Genomic DNA, 16,847 nt, shown 5'->3' on the forward strand with positions numbered 1-16,847 from the left:
ACACCACGAGGCTCACTATGACAAACCGTTTTGCACCCTCAGCGATTTCACTTGCACTGTTCGTTTCTTTTTCTGCAACAGCGGATTACGCCAGTTTAGATACTTACCAAGGTAAGCCTGCAACGGAGCATACTCAGCGCGCAAACGCGACGTTGGCGAAAGATCTACCTTGGCAAGACGTCAGTGCATTTGAACGTACGAAGAGAGGGCTCATTGCCGAGTTTGGCACTCACGAAGCAGGCGAGCTAAAAAATCGCTTTGAATACATGTCAGAGATGAGTGTGGAGCAATTACCAGCGTCGGTGAATCCATCGATTTGGCGTCAAGGTATGCTGAACTACGCCGCTGCTGGCCTGTATCAAGTAACGGATGGGGTGTATCAGATTCGTGGTGCAGACTTGTCTAACATGACTATCTATCGCACTGACAATGGTTACGTGATTCACGATCCTTTGCTGTCAAAAGAAGCGGCAGCCGCGTCATGGGCATTTGCTAAAATGCACCTGCCAAAGATCAATGGCGAACATAAAATTACGGGCATGATTTACTCACACATGCATGCGGATCATTTTGGTGGTTCTCGCGGTATTTTTGAGTCGGGAGACTTTGTTGAAGGTGCACCAATCTATGCACCCAATGACTTTATCAAAGAACTCGCGGATGAAAACGTGATTGCGGGCGCTGCAATGGGCCGCCGTGCAAACTACCAATACGGAACCACGTTGGATAACAACACTCAGGGCATCGTCGATAACGCACTTGGTCTCGGCACTTCTCGAGGTGAAGTCACCTTGGTTGCTCCGACACAGGAAATTGAAGAGCGTGAAAAAGTCGTCACCATCGATGGACTAGAGTTCCACGCGATCAATATGCCAGGGGCTGAAGCGCCTGCAGAAATCGTCCTTTATATTCCAGAGTATCGATCACTGAACACCGCGGAACTGACCTATGACGGTATGCACAATATCTATACCTTCCGTGGAGCAAAAGTGCGTGATGCGTTGGTTTGGACTAAGTATCTGACAGAGCTTAAGTTGCGCTACGTTGATAGTGGCTTGGTTGATAACATTCATGCTGCTCACTCTGCACCAGTGTGGAATGATGCCAAGACAGAAACCAACGAAATTTCGGATTACATGACGCTGCAACGTGACAACTATGGATTTATCCATAACCAAGCGATGCGTTTAGCAAACCATGGTGTCACCATTCATGATGTTGGGCGTGAGATTGAAAAAATCGTCCCGCAATCTCAAAAAGACACTTGGCACACTAACGGCTATCACGGCTCCTACAGCCACAATGCTCGCGCAGTAGTGAATTTGTACCTTGGTTACCATGACATGAACCCAGTGAACACCAATCCACTGCAAACTAAAGCGAAGTCGTGTGTTTACGTAGAAGCAGCGGGTGCGGATACCTTATTCAAAGCAGGGCAAACGCACTTTAAAAAGGGCGAGTACCAAGAGGCATCACAACTGTTCAATGATCTGGTTCAGTGTGACCCAAGCAATATCGACTACCGCTTTGCATTAGCGGATAGCTTTGAGCAGCAAGGCTACCAGTCTGAAACCATGGCTTGGCGTAACTCTTACCTGCAAGGGGCGGTTGAGCTTCGTACTGGAGACATTCAGCCATCGATTAAACTCGCATCTCCAGATGTTATCGCAAATACCCCAACGGGCATGTTCTTGGATTTCCTTGCGGTTCGACTAAATGCGGAAAAAGCAGAGCAGGCGGGTTTAGACTTTAGCTTTGGTATTCACCACCCAGATTTAAATGAGTCTTACTTTGGCGAAGTGTCTAACTCCAATATGGCGAACATCCAAGTAGATGAGCTGCCAACTACAGATGTCACCTTGCAAATCAGCAAAGCGGATATGACGGCAATGGTACTCGGGCAAGCAACGCTGGATGACCTATTGAAGTCTGGTAAGGCGAAATTAACAGGCAATGCCAAACTGGTTACTCAACTGGTGAGCACATTGGATGACTTTGATGGGATGTTTGAAATCCTACCAATGCCAGCAAAATAACTCATTTGTTGCGATAGAACCAAGCCTCGGTGTTTTCCTCCGAGGCTTTTTAGTTTCTATTCCATAATTATTGGCATAGAAAACCTGTGAGGCAGAATCCACTTATTGATTCTCTTTTTGAGCTACCACTCAGAATTGGTTACGCTGTGTGAAATTTGTTAAGTCACCGTTATGCGTAGATTAATTCCTTTTTATCGCTCCATGCTATTTGCTAGTGCTCTAAGTTGGGTGCTAGTGACGCTGATGCCTGTTATCAATGCTCATGGTAACAGCATGGGCGTGTGGGCGACGCTATGTACGCTTAACGGTTTTGAATTGGTTCAGATAGAAGAGGGCGACAACTCTGTCAGCCACAAAGGCAAGCCTTGTCCTTTTAGCCATTTCTCGACTTTTCATCACGATACACTTCCAACGACACCGATACTTTCACGACTGAGCTCGGTGATTTCTGACAGTTACACTTATTTGGCTCTAAGTGTGCGATTTGAAACGCCAGTTCCTCGCGCGCCACCTGTTTCCCTTTTCTCATAACAAAAACAATTACAAGTAAAGTCACATAACACTGCCGCTTCGAGCAGTGGTACTCCCGAATCTAAGTCAAATAGCGCCGCATACCTATGAAGCATGCGCTGGATGCGTTTGGCTGAATTTGGGCGTTTAACTATGAAAAAAGGAAAATACATATGTTGAGAAACTCGGCAAAGCCTCAACTCAAGGAAGCCTCGCGCGCAAAATCCATCTACTTTATGACGTGGCGATGGCACTTCTACGCAGGATTATTCGTTATCCCGTTCATGCTCATTCTTTCCCTTACAGGGCTCGTGATGCTGTTTGATGATGAAATCGAACTGGCTCGATACGAGGCGACATTACAAGTTTCACCACAAGAGCAAACTGTTCCTGTCTCCACCCAATTAGAAACCGTAAAGCAGACCTATCCCGATTTTAATGTCACTCAATTTGTACCTGCTAAAACGGCCGATCTTGCCAACCGATTCTCAATTCAAAATCAAGAAGGCAGCTCACTGATTGTTGCAGTAAATCCTTACACAGGGGACGTGCAAGGCACCATTGACCGTGGTGATAGCATCTATGAACTGATGAACAGCATTCACGGCACGTTGCTCATCGGCGACCTAGGCGACCGTTTAATTGAAATTGCCGCAAGTTTGGGCATTTTACTTTTGGTGTCTGGTTTGTACCTGTGGCTGCCAAGAGATAACGCAAGCCGAGCAGGCTTTATGAAAATCCGTGTCGGCAACGGCACTCGTATTTTGATGCGAGATTTACACGCGAACTTAGGTGGCGTTTTGTCGATTGTGTTGCTGTTCTTTTTAATCTCAGGTCTGTCTTGGGCAGGAGTTTGGGGAGCAAAAATGCTGCAGGCGTGGAATACCTTCCCAACTTATTACACATGGGGCGAGAAACCAGAATCGATATTGACACACAAAGATCTAAATCATGGTGCGTCTGAAGAAATGCCATGGAACTTAGAGCTTGCTGCTGTGCCTGAGTCAAAAGATAAGCCCGCTCATGATCATGCCAATATGAAGGAAGAGATGGCATACGCAGGCAGCCAAGGCGCGCTGTCTATTGACGACATCATCCATAAAGCGGAAATGATGGGTTTTACGGGCTATAAGCTGTTTTTGCCACGCTCTGAAACAGGCGTTTATACCGTTGCGGCTAACTCGATGGGCGGTGATATTTCCGATCCAAGACAAGATCGCACCAGCCACTTTGACCAATATTCCGGTCGCTTGTTGGTGGACGTCACGTGGCAAGATTACAGCCTATTTGCCAAGTTCATGGCAGCAGGTGTGTCATTGCACCAAGGCGATGTCAGTGTGCTTAACAAAGTACTCAACGTGGTGTTCTGTTTGGCGTTCATCTTAATCTCAATCACAGGTGTGGTGATGTGGTGGATTCGTCGCCCTAGCCGCAGTGCAGCATTGGGGGCGCCACCTAAGTTTCAGCAAGATGGCATTTGGAAGCTTGGTTTGGCAACGTTAGTCGTATTGTGTCTGGCGTTCCCGATGGGCGGTTTGGCGATTGTGACGGTTCTCGCATTGGATTGGTTGTTGTTCAACCGAGTCGAGAAGCTGAAAACAGCGTTGAATTAGCAAAACAGATAATAGTGGAATAGTAAAAGAGCCAGCTAAGTGCTGGCTCTTTTTATTTCTGGTAAATCTCCAGCGGTAAGCCATCTGGATCTTGGAAGAAGGTAAACGCTTTGCCTGTGAACTCGTCAATCCGAATTGGCTCAACTTCAACGTCATTCGATTCGAGGTAGGCTTTTGCTTGCTCAACATCATCAACCAAAAACGCAAGGTGTCTCAACCCTTGTGCTTCGGGAAAGCTCGGTCTCTCCGGTGTGCCTGGAAAACTAAACAGTTCAACTTGGCTGCCGTCAGGCAAGGCGAGGTCAAGCTTGTATGAGTCTCTGGCTTCACGATAATTTTCAGCAATGACTTTTAACCCCAACACTTCAGTGTAAAAGCGTTTTGACCTTGGGTAATCGCTGCAAATGATCGCAACGTGATGAATGGCCTTAAACATGGTTAGCCCCTTCAAACATGGTTAGCTCAAGCATGGTTAGTATCCTCGGAGACTAAATGCTCCTTAACGAAGTCGATAAACACGCGCAGGCGAGCAGGCATGTACTTGGTTTGTGCATACTGCATCGCGATAGCACCGTGGTAATTACTTTTTATCATCCAATCCGGTAGAACTTCCACCACGGCACCTTGTTCTAACGCGTCTTTAATCACGAAGTCATGAAAGATCCCAATTCCTAAGCCGGACTTAACGCCATTTAAGCGCATTTGAGAGTGGTTGACGGCATAACGGCCACTCACAGCAATGGAATGAAAGGCTTCTTCTTTAAAGAATGACCAGATGTTGTCTTTGTCGTTCTCTGCAAGGTAAATACAGTCGTGCTGCTCAAGCTCGGTTGGGTGCGCTGGCATACCGTGCTTGGCGAGGTAATCTGGAGAAGCACACAACACCAGATTGGTCTTGCTGATCTCTTTGAGAACCAGATTCTCATCGGGTTTGTCGGTGAGCTTAAACGCAACATCGATGCTTTGGCGGAACAGATCAATCTCACCATCGGCAGCACGCAGTTTGAGCTGTATATTTGGGTAACGGTCTAGAAATGGCAGCACAAATGGCTGAAGCACGGAATTAAGAAAGGCTTCGGGAGCCGCCACTGTGAGAGCACCAGTGGGCTCGGCATGATCTTCCGCCGACAATTCAACCGCTTGCTGAGCCGCGTTTACCATGGCAATGCTTTGGTCGTAAACTTTTTGCCCTGCTTGCGTGATGATCAATTTGCGAGTGGTGCGCTCAAACAATTTTACTGAGAGTGCTTGCTCTAGGCGCGTGATCAGCTTACTGAGTGCTGACGGTGTCACACCGAGTTGTTTGGCGGCAGCAGTAAAGCTACCTTGTTTACCACTAAGATAAACGAAGCAAGATCAGGGAGTAGGGCGATAAGTTTTGGGTTAACCATAAATAGTCAGTGGTGCGCAAATGAATAGAGATATTGTCTTGCACGACTCCACATGGTTCAAGTGTGCCCGTCTCTCTTTAGCGATATTTTGTCAAAAACGCGTCGAGCGCAGGCAAACCAGATGCTCCAGCATGGTATTGCTGCCAACAGTGATAAATAGCCGTTTCATGGTCTGCAATCAACTCGATCGCTTCTCGCTGAGTGATTGAATATTGCTGTGAAGTTTTCACTTCTTCATACCACTCTCGATACTTGACCTCATAAGGTTCTACCCACTTCAAAAGAGTTGCCACCAACTCTTGCCATGGTAAACCGATCCACTTGGTTGCATCTGCCAAGCCTTTATCCAGCATCTCTTGGTACCGGTTTTCAATATCCATGTCATTTGCAAGCAAAATAGGTTTGAGCTTTTCTGCGGTGAGTTCTTCTACTTCTATCAAGGTTTGCCAAAGGAGTGGCTGTTCACTATGTGCGTAGTTACTCAGGTAATGGTTGAAAAAAGCAATGCCATAGATTTCGCCATAGTAGGCAGACAGTACGTTCTGAATCATGAAGAGAGTCGGGTGTAAATAGAGAATGGCATATTGTAGATGGTAAGTGAGTTAAGAGTAAATAGTGGTATCAGCGCAATAAATTACCGTTGAGAGAGATTGAACAGCACTTGTGAGAATTTTATGAGATTTCGATGAAGTTGCTGATAGATTTGCTCGTCATTCTTAGAGGCAAGAACGCAAAACGTTCGAAACGTAATGCTTAACCTACCCAAGTCACGAACAAAGAAGTAAAGCCGTACACATGGGCTTGGGTAGTTCAAACCTCGTTAAAGGATGGAATCACAATGAAAAAACGTACCCAATTTGGACTCGTCATGACTTCAGTCGCGATGGCACTAGGCTCTGCATCAGTGAACGCGGCGGAATTGGAAATCACCGTGACCAACGCAACCAAAGGTATCTACTTCACACCACTGATTGTTGCGGCTCATGGCTCTGATCTTCAAATGTTCAGAACGGGTGAAGTCGCGACCCCAGAATTAGAAGCAATGGCAGAAGGTGGTGATATCTCTGGTCTTGCAAGCCTCATCGGTAATGCGGGTGGGGTTGTGTTAGAAAACCCAGCAAGCGGTATTTTAAACCCAGGCGTTGCAACCACTTTTACCATGGACAGTGGTGACCATGGTTATCTTTCTCTTAGCGCGATGTTGCTGCCAACCAATGATGGTTTTGTCGGGCTAGACAGCTGGAAAATCCCAACTGAAGCGGGTACATACCGAGCAACACTAAGAAGTTATGATGCCGGTACAGAGGCGAACGATGAACTTGTGTCTAGCATGCCAAACCCACCTTTCATTACCTTTGGTTCTGGCGGCACAGGCGTTGAAGCTACGGTAACAAATGACAAAGTGCACGTGCATCCGGGTAACTTGGGTGACAGCAACCCAACAGGTGGCATCAGTGATCTAGACAGCAGCAGTCATCGTTGGTTGAATCCAGTTGCGACCATCACCATCGTTGTGAAGTAAGGGGGATGTATGAAAGTCAGAATCTTACTCGTAGCCGCTTCAGTCGGTTTGCTCGCCGGTTGTCCAAGCGATGATGATAATGATGTAGTTAAGTCGTACCGCTACACTGTCAACGTCGCTAATCTAACCGCGAACCAACCTATGTCTCCGCTCGCAGTGCTCACTCATAACGGTGACTACCAACTGTTTGAAATTGGCCAAGCCGCATCCGTTGAACTTGAGCACCTTGCTGAGGGTGGCAGTAACGCAGAGCTAATTAATCTGATGAGCAGTAATGACGATGTTTACCAAGGCGTGTCAGGTAACGGATTGGTGCTGCCGGGGGCTTCAGATGAAGTCACCATCACTGTTGACCCTAGTCGTTACGGTTACTTGTCTGTGGCGTCTATGTTCGTGAATACCAACGATGCTTTTGTTGGTGAAACAGGGCTGTCGCTAAAATCGTTAGCGGTCGGTGAAAGCTATCAAATGAGCATGAACGTTTGGGATGCCGGTACGGAGCTGAACGATGAGCTTACAGCCACCATTCCGGGGCCCGCAGGTGGTGGTGAAGGCTTTAATGCTGCTCGTAATGATAACAATGATGTCGTTGCTTTCCATGCTGGTGTTATTAGCCAAGATGACGGATTAGCAAATTCTGCGCTCTCTGCGAACCACCGCTTCTTGAACCCTGGTGCGAAAGTCACCATCACTCGAGTTGAATAAAACAGGCTCCGATGACGTCTCCTTTCCAAAGTGCTTGTACTAAGCGCATCCCTCATGGCGTCATCGGAACCTTTTTTGAAAGGATTTCTGACCTGTTCCGGTCATGTGCAAAGTGAGGATACTTGAAGGCAAGGAAAGGACCATGGAACAACAGGCAATCAATTTAGTCGCGAATATCTTGCTGGTGGAAGATGATGATGATTTGGCGGAACTGGTTCAAATGCATCTCAAGTTTCAAGGGCATCAAGTGTTGAGAGCAACGAATATCGCTGAGGCTAAAGCGCAATATCAACAGCAATCTTTTGATTTATTGATCCTTGATAGGGGTTTGCCAGACGGCGATGGTCTCGACGTCTGCCATTATTTGCGCCAGAAACAAGATTGGAGTCCTGTACTTATGCTGACAGCCAGAGATGGGGAGATGGATAAAGTCGACGGTTTAGAAGCGGGAGTGGATGATTACATTACCAAGCCATTTAGCGTATTAGAGTTCCAAGCGCGAGTTCGCAATGTACTGCGTCGTGTTAGCCATACCACGGAAGTGCAAACAGATAAAAACCTCGTAGAAGATACGATGGATTTTGGTCCGTTAAGAATTATTCCAGAGTTGCATCAAGTCTCTTTGCATGACAAGGACGTGACCCTCACTGCGACCGAGTTTACCTTGCTTCAATTCCTCGCGACGCGTCCGGGTAGAGTCTATAGCAAAGATGAGTTGCTCGACCACGTTTGGAACACCAACCATTCCGGTTATCACCATACCGTGTGTAGCACCATCAACCGCTTACGTAGCAAGTTGTCTTTGTCTGATTCTGATCATCATTTCATCCAGACCGTCTGGGGTGTTGGGTATAAATTTCAACCTAGACAATGACTTGGTGAATTTATTTATTGTCATGTTCTCAATCACGCTCACAACCAATGTTGCTGTTTAGGGAGGCGATAAAATGAGCTTCAAATCTCGCTTAGTGATATTCACGAGCTTATGGTTTTTGTTGGCAGCAATGGTGATAGGCCTCACTTACAATTGGCAGAAAGAGACGATTGAGTTGCGTACCAAGCAGAGCTTGCACAAAGACCTTGCAAGCCATATGCGCGATGATAGCCCTTTGATGATAGGGACCGATTACAACCCCAAAGCGCTTAAATCTATCTTTCATACGCTCATGCTGATCGGTCCTGATTTCGAAATTTACTTTCTTGATAGTCAGGGCAACATCACTACCCATGCAGCACCAGAAGGAGCAGAGATCATGGGTAAAGTGGATCTCCAGCCCATCAAGCAATTCTTAAATGACGAACCCTTTCCTATTTTGGGTGAAGACCCTCGTAATCGTGGTGAGCACAAAGTGTTTTCCGTTGCCGCGATTGAAGAGCTCGGCTCGACCTTGGGTTATCTCTATGTTGTTATTGGCAGTACCAGACATGATGCTATCGCCAACGCACAGGTCGACACACCTTATATTGCGCTAGCGGGGTTAGTTTTGGTGTCGATTTTAGGCTTTGCGTTGGGCGCTTATGTACTGGTAAAGCGCAGCTTGTTGAACCCAATTGAGCGCGTCACTAATCAGCTTCAACAGCAAGCAGAACATGATTTTCGTCTACAACCCGATTTTACTCGTCAAGTGCCGGAGTTAGTGCCGATCGCGAACTCTTACCAGATGATGGCGAAGCACATTCAGCAGCAGTTTTTACAGTTAGAATATCAATCTTCTCATCGTCGCCAGAGCTTGTTGCAACTTAGCCATGATCTGAAAACACCGTTATCGAGCGTACTTGGGTATTTGGAAACGTGGCGTTTGCAGCATCCGGAATCCGATCCTCTGATTGACGTGGCTTTCCGAAATTGTGAGAAGCTTTCAACGCAATTGCACTCATTGCTTGATTCGGCGCGCAAAGAAGCGCCAATACCAAACTACGAGTATCGACCTGTCGATCTTGAGGCACTCATGACCGAATGTACCGAGACGATGCAGAGTCAGTTTTCTCGAAAAGAAGTCGTATTGAAAATGGATGTCGACGATAAGATTCAAACCGTAGGTGATAAAGGTTTACTAGAGCGCCTAGTGCTTAATCTGCTAGAAAATGCGCTGCGCCATAGTCCTATGGGTTCGGAGGTTCATTGCCAAGCGCGTTTGAGTGAGGATAAATCGCGTATCCATTTCACCTTTGTTAATCATATCGAGCACGAAGCAGAGAGCGGTTCTTTAGGGATAGGCACGAAGATTGTCCAATCGATATTAATGCTGCATCACAGTTATCTTGAGACCAGCGATACGTCGTGTCTGTACCAACAGAAGTTTACGTTGAGAGCCGTGTGAACGTTTTGTTCTCAGCGTAGCCGTGCTCCATTCATCAAAAGCACCAAACACGCCCTCCTACTGGGTGTTTTTCTATGCCTCTATTTTAAGGCTTCTCGCTTTAGGAAAAACGCCTCGCCAAAATAGCTAATTTGACAACTTAGTATGTTTATCTTGAATAATTGATTAAATTTTTTTCAAAGACTATATGCAAATCAAATTAAACCAAAAGGTACATGTTGTTACATATTTAACGTGCTAGAAGCGATATTAACCCTGTTGTCTAATTTGTGATTTAAATATTACAAATCATTAATTTGTATTTCTAAGGGAAGTTATAAATTGATTTGTGATTTATATTGGTAATAAGTGTTTTAATGAATATTCTGTTATGTGTTTAGTTGTTTATTTAATGTTGTATAAAATGTTGCTTATATCATCACTCGAGATGAAAAAGTGGAACTAAAGTCACTTAATTGCAGCGAGAACCCATAAACTATAGGTCTATTAGGTAATAATAGTTTAGTAACAGATAGTTACGGATTCATAATTTATAATATGGCTAAACTTCCGACAAGGATCGAAAAGATGAGCGACAAGGAATCTATTCAGACTAATCGCAGCCGCCGCAATTTTTTAAAAGGTGCAACTGGTGCAGTTGTGGCTGGCGTCAGTGCTTCAGCGTTTTCTGGTGCTGTTCAAGCAAAGGAACCGAATATCGACTGGAGCCGTCTTGGTAAAAAGAACGATAAGCGCTTTTGGCGTAAAGTTCAAAAGCAGTTTGTATTGGATAAACGAACGACTTACATGAATATTGGTACGACGGGTTCGATGCCAAAACATGTTCTTGAAGGATACGAAGACAACAACAAAATCGTTGCTAAGTACCCGTGGGATATGAAAGACAAGTTTGGCGCTTGGCCTCATGTTTCTGAAATGGTGACAGACGTTGCACCAGGCTTTGGTGCTAATCCAGACGAAATCATTTTGAGTCGTAACACTACCGACGGTTTATGTTCAATCATCAACGGTCTGCATTTCGAGCCGGGTGATGTAATCCTAACTACTCACCACGAACACGTTGCTGCAACGTCGCCAATGAATGTGGCAAAACACCGCTTTGGTGTTGATGTCGTTGAAATTCAACTTCCTGTTTTCACTGGCACGGAAGAGGTTTCAGAAGAAGATTACATTCAAGCCTTCCGTGAAGCGATTGAAGCGCACCACAATGTTCGCCTCATCGTGTTCTCTCACATTACTTACAAAACAGGTACAACGCTGCCAGCCAAAGCGATTTGTTCTCTAGCAAAACAGCACGGTATCCCAACATTAGTTGATGGTGCGCACACTGTCGGTATGTTCGACTTAGACTTCCACGATATGGATTGTGACTTCTATGCAGGATCTGGCCATAAGTGGCAGTGTGGTCCGGGCGCGACAGGTATCTTGTATGTACGTGATAACGGCAACCGTTTGAATGAGTACTGGAGCGATCGTGAAAATCCACTGTGGTTGATTAACTCTTCTCTTTCTCACGCTGATCATCTAGGCAAGCAATTGCAAATGCAATACATTGGTAACGATAACTACCCAGCAAAACAAGCACTTGCTGATAGCTGTAAGATGTGGGATGAGATTGGCCGTGACCGCATTCAAGAGCGTGTACTAGAGCTGAGCGATCTATGTAAGACGCTGCTTAACGAAGCGTTACCACATGCTCAGATGTATTCGCCAAACGTGGAAGGCTTAACCAGTGGTCTAACAACGTTTAACCCATTAAGCGATGTGACAGATAAAGAGCGATTGACTCTGTTCCGTGACCGTCTTCGTGAAGAATACGGATACATCATCCGTACAACAAACTTCAAGCTGTACAAAGACGACGCTTACGAAACGCAAGCACTGCGCATCTCGACTCATTTATTCCATGATGAGAAAGATGTGGAAGGTCTTGTGGAAGCGATTACGGATCTTTACTACTCGTTCTAACCTTGTTGAACTGTCAAAGCGCCCTTTAATCGGCGCTTTGTAGAAGAGAGGGATATTCACCATGTCAGTGAAAACAATCAAACGAACCATGACGGCACTTGCCATTGGGGTGGCATCATTTATGTCGACTTCTGTCTCGGCTGGCGATCTGCAAGACATCAAAGATCGAGGTGTGCTACGTCATATCGGTGTACCTTACGCGAACTTCGTTTCGTACATTGACCAAGGTGAAATGCAAACACTGACCGGTCTTGATGTCGATATCATAAAAGGATTCGCAAAATCTCTCGGCGTTCGCTATCAATACGTACCAGCGCAATGGAACAACGTAGTAGGTAAGCTGACAGGCCAGCAAGTTGAGTACAAAGATGCGCAGCTTGTCGTCGGTGAGAAGATGGCAGTGGAAGGTGACCTGATTGCAAATGGTGTGACTATCCTCGACTGGCGTAAAAACGTGATCGATTTTTCAGATGATTACTTTCCTTCTGCGGTATGGCTGATCGCTCGAACAGATTCAACGCTAACGCCGATCACACCAACAGGCTCCGTGGAACAAGACATTAATAAAGTGAAAGCGCTCATTAATGGACGCGAAGTACTCGCGATGGAGCACTCTTGCCTAGATCCAAACCTTTACAACTTATATGACACCGGTGCGAAGGTGATCCTGCCCGATGGCCAGCGCCGTTTGAATGAGATGGTGCCCGCCATCATGAAAAACGATGCCGAGAGTACGTTGCTGGATGTGGCAGACACATTGATTGCATTAGAGAAGTGGCCAGGTGAGATCAAAGTCATTGGTCCAATTTCAGAAAACCAAAAAATGGCAGTGGCTTTCCGTAAGGGCTCTCCTGAACTAAAAGCCGCATTTAACCAATATTTGAATTCAATTAAGCAAGATGGGACCTACCAAGCCTTGGTCGAGAAATACTACCCATCTATTTACTATTTCTATAATGACTACTTCTTAGAAGATAGTAAGAAAGATATATGAGAAAGTCTGTAAAAAAAAATATCAAGCCAAAGAATCATCACCATTAGTGCGATTTTAGTGTCGCTCTACTTGGCGATGATTATTACGGTAACGAGTTTAGGTCAAAATAAATTAAAAGATTCACAACACCGAGAACTCGACTTAAAGGTGAAAAGTTACGCAGGTACCCTTGATAATTTATTTACGCTTGCCAGCGAAGATGTCGATCATTTATCTACCGATAAAACGGTGCAGACTTTTTTTGCCAACCTTGCTTCCGGAATGTCGATGGAATACGGGTTAGGCGCGAGCTTGATCAATTTGAAGCGTAAGCTCCAAGAGAAAGCAGAAGCGAAAACCGTCAATAATCAAATCATCTATAAAAAGCTGACACTAATCGGGTTAGATGGCTCTACTATTGTGACCACTGGCGAAAAAACCGATCACCGTATAGACACTTCCCGACTGCTTAACGAGCACGATCACCCTGAAGAAGTCAGAGCGATACGAGAGGGCGGCAAAGTCCTTATTCAAGTGGTTAAGCAAGTGATGTTCTCTGGTAAGCCCGTTGGCTACTTGATTGCAGACATCAACAAACAAGTGGTGATTTCCCAACTGACTAATCAGGAACACGAAGACAGCTACAGTCGTATGGTGTTGAAGATCAATGATGTTGAAATGGAAGTGTGGGACTCGATCAGTCGCAAACTCGAACAAGAAAACATCACGGCACCAGAAGCGTTAGCTCAAGAGTTAAAGCAAAAAATCTACTTTGAAGTTCCGATCGAACATCATCACTTTAAATTAATGGCGTGGTTTGAGTCATTAAGTGAACGTGACATCTACACCTCTCGTCTGTTCATCAATGGTTTGAGTGTTCTCGCTATCATGATTGTCGTTGGGCTACTGTACGCATTCACGCTTAATAACACTCGTGTCGAACTGAAAATCAAACTGGAAGAAGAGAAAAAGCGTAAAGATTTCTTATCTCAGCAAAACGAGCGTTTAACCAGTGAAATTGAGCGCCGTAAATCGTCCGAGATGGAACTGGCATATCAAGCCAAACATGATGCACTTACTGGTTTGCCTAACCGTGTTTATGGTTCTGAACGTTTGGATTTAGAGTTGTCACGCGCAGAGCGAATGAAATCAAACGTACTGGTCATGTTTATCGACCTTGATCACTTTAAACAAATCAATGATTCAATGGGGCACTTCGTTGGTGACGAAGTGTTAAAGCTGGCGGCAGAGCGATTGCACAACGCAGTGCGTAAAACCGATTTGTTGGCACGCATTGGTGGTGATGAATTCCTGTTGGTTATCCCTGATTTACAAGATGCCGACAGCGCAAAACGTTTTGCAGCTACCGTGCTGTCGGTATTCAACGAGCCGTTCGTTTGGCAGAACCACGAGTTCTTCCTATCGGCGAGTGTCGGTATGTCGGTGTTCCCTGAAGATGGCGACAATGCAGAGCAGCTACTGGCGTGTGCGGACATGGCGATGTATCGAGTGAAACAAGATGGCCGTAACGCATTCTGCTTCTATGATCACAACATGAACCAAGATTTACAGCGCTTCCTAGAGCTAGAAAGTCGTCTTCGTCATGCTATTTCTCATGATCTTCTTGAGCTGTATTACCAACCTATTATCGATCTCGATAGCGGCGTCATTGTTGGTGCAGAGGCTCTGATGCGCTGGAACGACGAGAAGTTTGGCTTTGTGAACCCTGAAGAGTTTATCTCCATCGCTGAAAAGAACGGTCTGATTCATCAACTGGGCGACTTTGCGATTCGTCAAGCTTGCCAACAGGCGGCACAGTGGCAGGACGTTGCTCCTCTGTTTGTGTCGGTAAACTTCTCAAGTGTGCAGTTTAGATACTGCGATCGACTTTTCGAACAGATCAAGCAGCACATAGAAGAGTCGGGTTTGTCACCTGAATTGTTTGATGTAGAGGTGACAGAGAGCTTGTTGTTCAACCACAGTAGCGACCTGATGGAGATGTTAGACAACTTGCGTGCACTGGGCGCTAAGCTCACCATTGATGATTTTGGCACGGGTTACTCGGCGTTGAGTTACTTACAGAAGTTCCCGTTTGACCGCCTCAAGATTGATCGCAGCTTCCTGCAGAACATGTTTGAAAATGAGTCTGATCGTGAGCTTGTGAACGTGATTATTGCGATGGCGAAAGCGTTGAATCTGAAGATTGTTGCAGAAGGCATCGAAGAACAGCGTCATGTGGATTACCTGAAAAACCTAAACTGTGAGTTCGGGCAAGGTTTCCACTATAGCCGACCATTACCCGCTAAGGACTTTGAAGCGCTTTTAGCTAAGCCAACTTGGCTATAACTCCTTTCATTACAACCTCATAGAAAAGCATTAACTGGATTCGTGCCTCGGATTCATTAATGCTTTTCCACCTTGAGGGATAATCGTTTTTCCTTCCTTGAATTACACTACACTTAATTGATAAGTAAGTGCCTGTGACCCCCGTCACATAAAGGCTTAACCTCATTCTAATCGAGTAAAAACTCGACAAAATAAACAGGAAGGAATTGCGAATGTCTTCTGCATTTTACCAACAGATTGAACAGCAAATTGAAGAAGTGAAGGCGGAAGGCCTTTACAAAGCAGAGCGTATCATCACGTCTCAACAGCAAGCAGCGGTTAAAATCTCAACTGGTGAAGAAGTACTAAACTTCTGTGCGAACAACTACCTTGGTCTTGCTAACCACCCAGCGCTTATCGAAGCGGGTAAAGCGGGTATGGACGAGCACGGTTTTGGTATGGCTTCAGTACGTTTCATCTGTGGTACTCAAGACATCCACAAGGAGCTTGAGCAGAAGCTTTCTAAGTTTCTAGGTAAAGAAGACACGATTCTTTACACGTCATGTTTCGACGCAAACGCGGGCCTATTTGAAACTATTCTAGGTAAAGAAGACGCAATTATCTCTGATGCTCTAAACCACGCGTCAATCATCGACGGTGTTCGTCTATGTAAAGCGATGCGTTTCCGCTACTCAAACAACAACATGGAAGAGCTAGAGCAACAACTGATCGCAGCGAAAGAAGCGGGTGCTCGCCACATTCTTATCGTAACGGACGGCGTGTTCTCAATGGACGGCGTAGTAGCAAACCTTCCAGCTATCTGCGACCTAGCAGAGAAGTACGGCGCATTGACGATGGTTGATGATTCTCACGCTGTTGGCTTCATGGGTAAAACAGGTGCAGGTACGCACGAGCACCACAACGTGGTTGACCGTATCGACATCATCACTGGTACGCTAGGTAAAGCAATGGGCGGCGCTTCAGGCGGTTACACGTCTGGTAAAGCGGAAGTCATTGACTGGCTACGTCAGCGTTCTCGTCCATACCTATTCTCTAACTCTGTTGCGCCAGCAATCGTAAGCGCTTCTATCCGCGTTCTAGACCTACTAGAAGAGAGCGGTGACCTACGTGACCGTCTATGGGAAAACGCAGCACACTTCCGTACTCGCATGGAAGACGCTGGTTTCACTATGGGTGGTGCTGACCACGCAATCATTCCAATCATGCTTGGTGACGCAAAAGTAGCAGCAGAATTTGCAGAGCGTGCTTTAGAGAAAGGCATCTACGTAATCGGCTTCTCATTCCCTGTAGTACCAAAAGGTCAAGCGCGTATCCGTACTCAAATGTCTGCGGCGCATTCTCGTGAGCAACTAGACCGTGCAATCGACGCGTTTATCCAAGTTGGTAAGGACATGGGCATCATCTAAGTTTCGTTTCCCCTTTCTAGCCTCCTCCTAAAGCAGAGGGATTAGATAGGAAGGAG

The 16,847-nt window shown here is 45.9% G+C and carries 13 protein-coding genes and 1 pseudogene; 11 read left to right on the top strand and 3 right to left on the bottom strand.

Going from position 1 to position 16,847, the window contains the following annotated elements; genetic code table 11:
* Positions 1 to 17 precede the first annotated feature (17 nt).
* The 3 genes from KHO06_RS18790 (at position 18) to KHO06_RS18800 (ending at position 4,159) form a co-directional block, all read left to right on the top strand.
* Complete coding sequence (locus tag KHO06_RS18790; protein WP_212583115.1) at positions 18 to 2,036, top strand: alkyl sulfatase dimerization domain-containing protein; 2,019 nt, start codon at positions 18 to 20, stop codon at positions 2,034 to 2,036.
* A gap of 171 nt (positions 2,037 to 2,207) precedes the next feature.
* Positions 2,208 to 2,567, top strand: coding sequence for a hypothetical protein (locus KHO06_RS18795; RefSeq protein WP_079401910.1), 360 nt, complete (start codon positions 2,208 to 2,210; stop codon positions 2,565 to 2,567).
* 152 nt (positions 2,568 to 2,719) lie between these two features.
* Positions 2,720 to 4,159, top strand: a complete 1,440-nt coding sequence (locus KHO06_RS18800; RefSeq protein WP_212583116.1) for a PepSY domain-containing protein — start codon at positions 2,720 to 2,722, stop codon at positions 4,157 to 4,159.
* 52 nt (positions 4,160 to 4,211) lie between these two features.
* On the opposite strand, the gene KHO06_RS18805 is transcribed toward KHO06_RS18800, so the two are convergent.
* The 3 genes and pseudogenes from KHO06_RS18805 to KHO06_RS18815 form a co-directional block, all read right to left on the bottom strand.
* Positions 4,212 to 4,595, bottom strand: coding sequence for a VOC family protein (locus KHO06_RS18805; RefSeq protein WP_212583117.1), 384 nt, complete (start codon positions 4,593 to 4,595; stop codon positions 4,212 to 4,214).
* A 26-nt stretch (positions 4,596 to 4,621) separates the two neighbouring features.
* Positions 4,622 to 5,550 (bottom strand): annotated as a pseudogene (locus KHO06_RS18810) (LysR family transcriptional regulator).
* Between the two features lie 77 nt (positions 5,551 to 5,627).
* Positions 5,628 to 6,101 carry a hypothetical protein gene (locus tag KHO06_RS18815; protein WP_212583118.1) on the bottom strand — a complete coding sequence of 158 codons (474 nt, stop codon included), beginning with the start codon at positions 6,099 to 6,101 and terminating at the stop codon, positions 5,628 to 5,630.
* 287 nt (positions 6,102 to 6,388) lie between these two features.
* Here KHO06_RS18815 and KHO06_RS18820 point away from each other — a divergent pair, with 287 nt between their 5' ends.
* The 8 genes from KHO06_RS18820 (at position 6,389) to KHO06_RS18855 (ending at position 16,791) form a co-directional block, all read left to right on the top strand.
* On the top strand, positions 6,389 to 7,072 hold the full coding sequence (locus KHO06_RS18820; RefSeq protein ID WP_212583119.1) for a spondin domain-containing protein: 684 nt from the start codon (positions 6,389 to 6,391) through the stop codon (positions 7,070 to 7,072).
* Positions 7,073 to 7,081: 9 nt separating this feature from the next.
* Positions 7,082 to 7,777 (top strand): spondin domain-containing protein, encoded by a 696-nt coding sequence (locus tag KHO06_RS18825; protein WP_212583120.1) that lies wholly within the window; start codon positions 7,082 to 7,084, stop codon positions 7,775 to 7,777.
* A gap of 142 nt (positions 7,778 to 7,919) precedes the next feature.
* Positions 7,920 to 8,651: a response regulator transcription factor gene (locus tag KHO06_RS18830; RefSeq protein WP_162092254.1), complete on the top strand. Its 732-nt coding sequence runs from the start codon at positions 7,920 to 7,922 to the stop codon at positions 8,649 to 8,651.
* 73 nt (positions 8,652 to 8,724) lie between these two features.
* Entirely contained in the window at positions 8,725 to 10,098 is a 1,374-nt protein-coding gene (locus tag KHO06_RS18835) for a HAMP domain-containing sensor histidine kinase (protein WP_045376179.1), read from the top strand.
* 567 nt (positions 10,099 to 10,665) lie between these two features.
* Positions 10,666 to 12,066 carry an aminotransferase class V-fold PLP-dependent enzyme gene (locus KHO06_RS18840; RefSeq protein WP_045370750.1) on the top strand — a complete coding sequence of 467 codons (1,401 nt, stop codon included), beginning with the start codon at positions 10,666 to 10,668 and terminating at the stop codon, positions 12,064 to 12,066.
* A gap of 61 nt (positions 12,067 to 12,127) precedes the next feature.
* Complete coding sequence (locus tag KHO06_RS18845; protein WP_045370749.1) at positions 12,128 to 13,060, top strand: transporter substrate-binding domain-containing protein; 933 nt, start codon at positions 12,128 to 12,130, stop codon at positions 13,058 to 13,060.
* Positions 13,061 to 13,117: 57 nt separating this feature from the next.
* Positions 13,118 to 15,385: an EAL domain-containing protein gene (locus KHO06_RS18850; protein WP_212583121.1), complete on the top strand. Its 2,268-nt coding sequence runs from the start codon at positions 13,118 to 13,120 to the stop codon at positions 15,383 to 15,385.
* Between the two features lie 212 nt (positions 15,386 to 15,597).
* Positions 15,598 to 16,791, top strand: a complete 1,194-nt coding sequence (locus KHO06_RS18855; protein WP_005432273.1) for a glycine C-acetyltransferase — start codon at positions 15,598 to 15,600, stop codon at positions 16,789 to 16,791.
* The last annotated feature ends 56 nt before the right edge of the window (positions 16,792 to 16,847 follow it).

Origin of the sequence: Vibrio sp. B1FIG11, assembly GCF_905175335.1 — a bacterium.
GTDB classification, from domain to species: Bacteria; Pseudomonadota; Gammaproteobacteria; order Enterobacterales; family Vibrionaceae; genus Vibrio; species Vibrio campbellii.

Bases quoted from the DNA above. Each gene is read 5' to 3' on its own strand.
- KHO06_RS18790 (WP_212583115.1), top strand. From the start codon at position 18: ATGACAAACCGTTTTGCACCCTCAGCGATTTCACTTGCACTGTTCGTT.
- KHO06_RS18795 (WP_079401910.1), top strand. From the start codon at position 2,208: ATGCGTAGATTAATTCCTTTTTATCGCTCCATGCTATTTGCTAGTGCT.
- KHO06_RS18800 (WP_212583116.1), top strand. From the start codon at position 2,720: ATGTTGAGAAACTCGGCAAAGCCTCAACTCAAGGAAGCCTCGCGCGCA.
- KHO06_RS18805 (WP_212583117.1), bottom strand. From the start codon at position 4,595: ATGTTTAAGGCCATTCATCACGTTGCGATCATTTGCAGCGATTACCCA.
- KHO06_RS18815 (WP_212583118.1), bottom strand. From the start codon at position 6,101: ATGATTCAGAACGTACTGTCTGCCTACTATGGCGAAATCTATGGCATT.
- KHO06_RS18820 (WP_212583119.1), top strand. From the start codon at position 6,389: ATGAAAAAACGTACCCAATTTGGACTCGTCATGACTTCAGTCGCGATG.
- KHO06_RS18825 (WP_212583120.1), top strand. From the start codon at position 7,082: ATGAAAGTCAGAATCTTACTCGTAGCCGCTTCAGTCGGTTTGCTCGCC.
- KHO06_RS18830 (WP_162092254.1), top strand. From the start codon at position 7,920: ATGGAACAACAGGCAATCAATTTAGTCGCGAATATCTTGCTGGTGGAA.
- KHO06_RS18835 (WP_045376179.1), top strand. From the start codon at position 8,725: ATGAGCTTCAAATCTCGCTTAGTGATATTCACGAGCTTATGGTTTTTG.
- KHO06_RS18840 (WP_045370750.1), top strand. From the start codon at position 10,666: ATGAGCGACAAGGAATCTATTCAGACTAATCGCAGCCGCCGCAATTTT.
- KHO06_RS18845 (WP_045370749.1), top strand. From the start codon at position 12,128: ATGTCAGTGAAAACAATCAAACGAACCATGACGGCACTTGCCATTGGG.
- KHO06_RS18855 (WP_005432273.1), top strand. From the start codon at position 15,598: ATGTCTTCTGCATTTTACCAACAGATTGAACAGCAAATTGAAGAAGTG.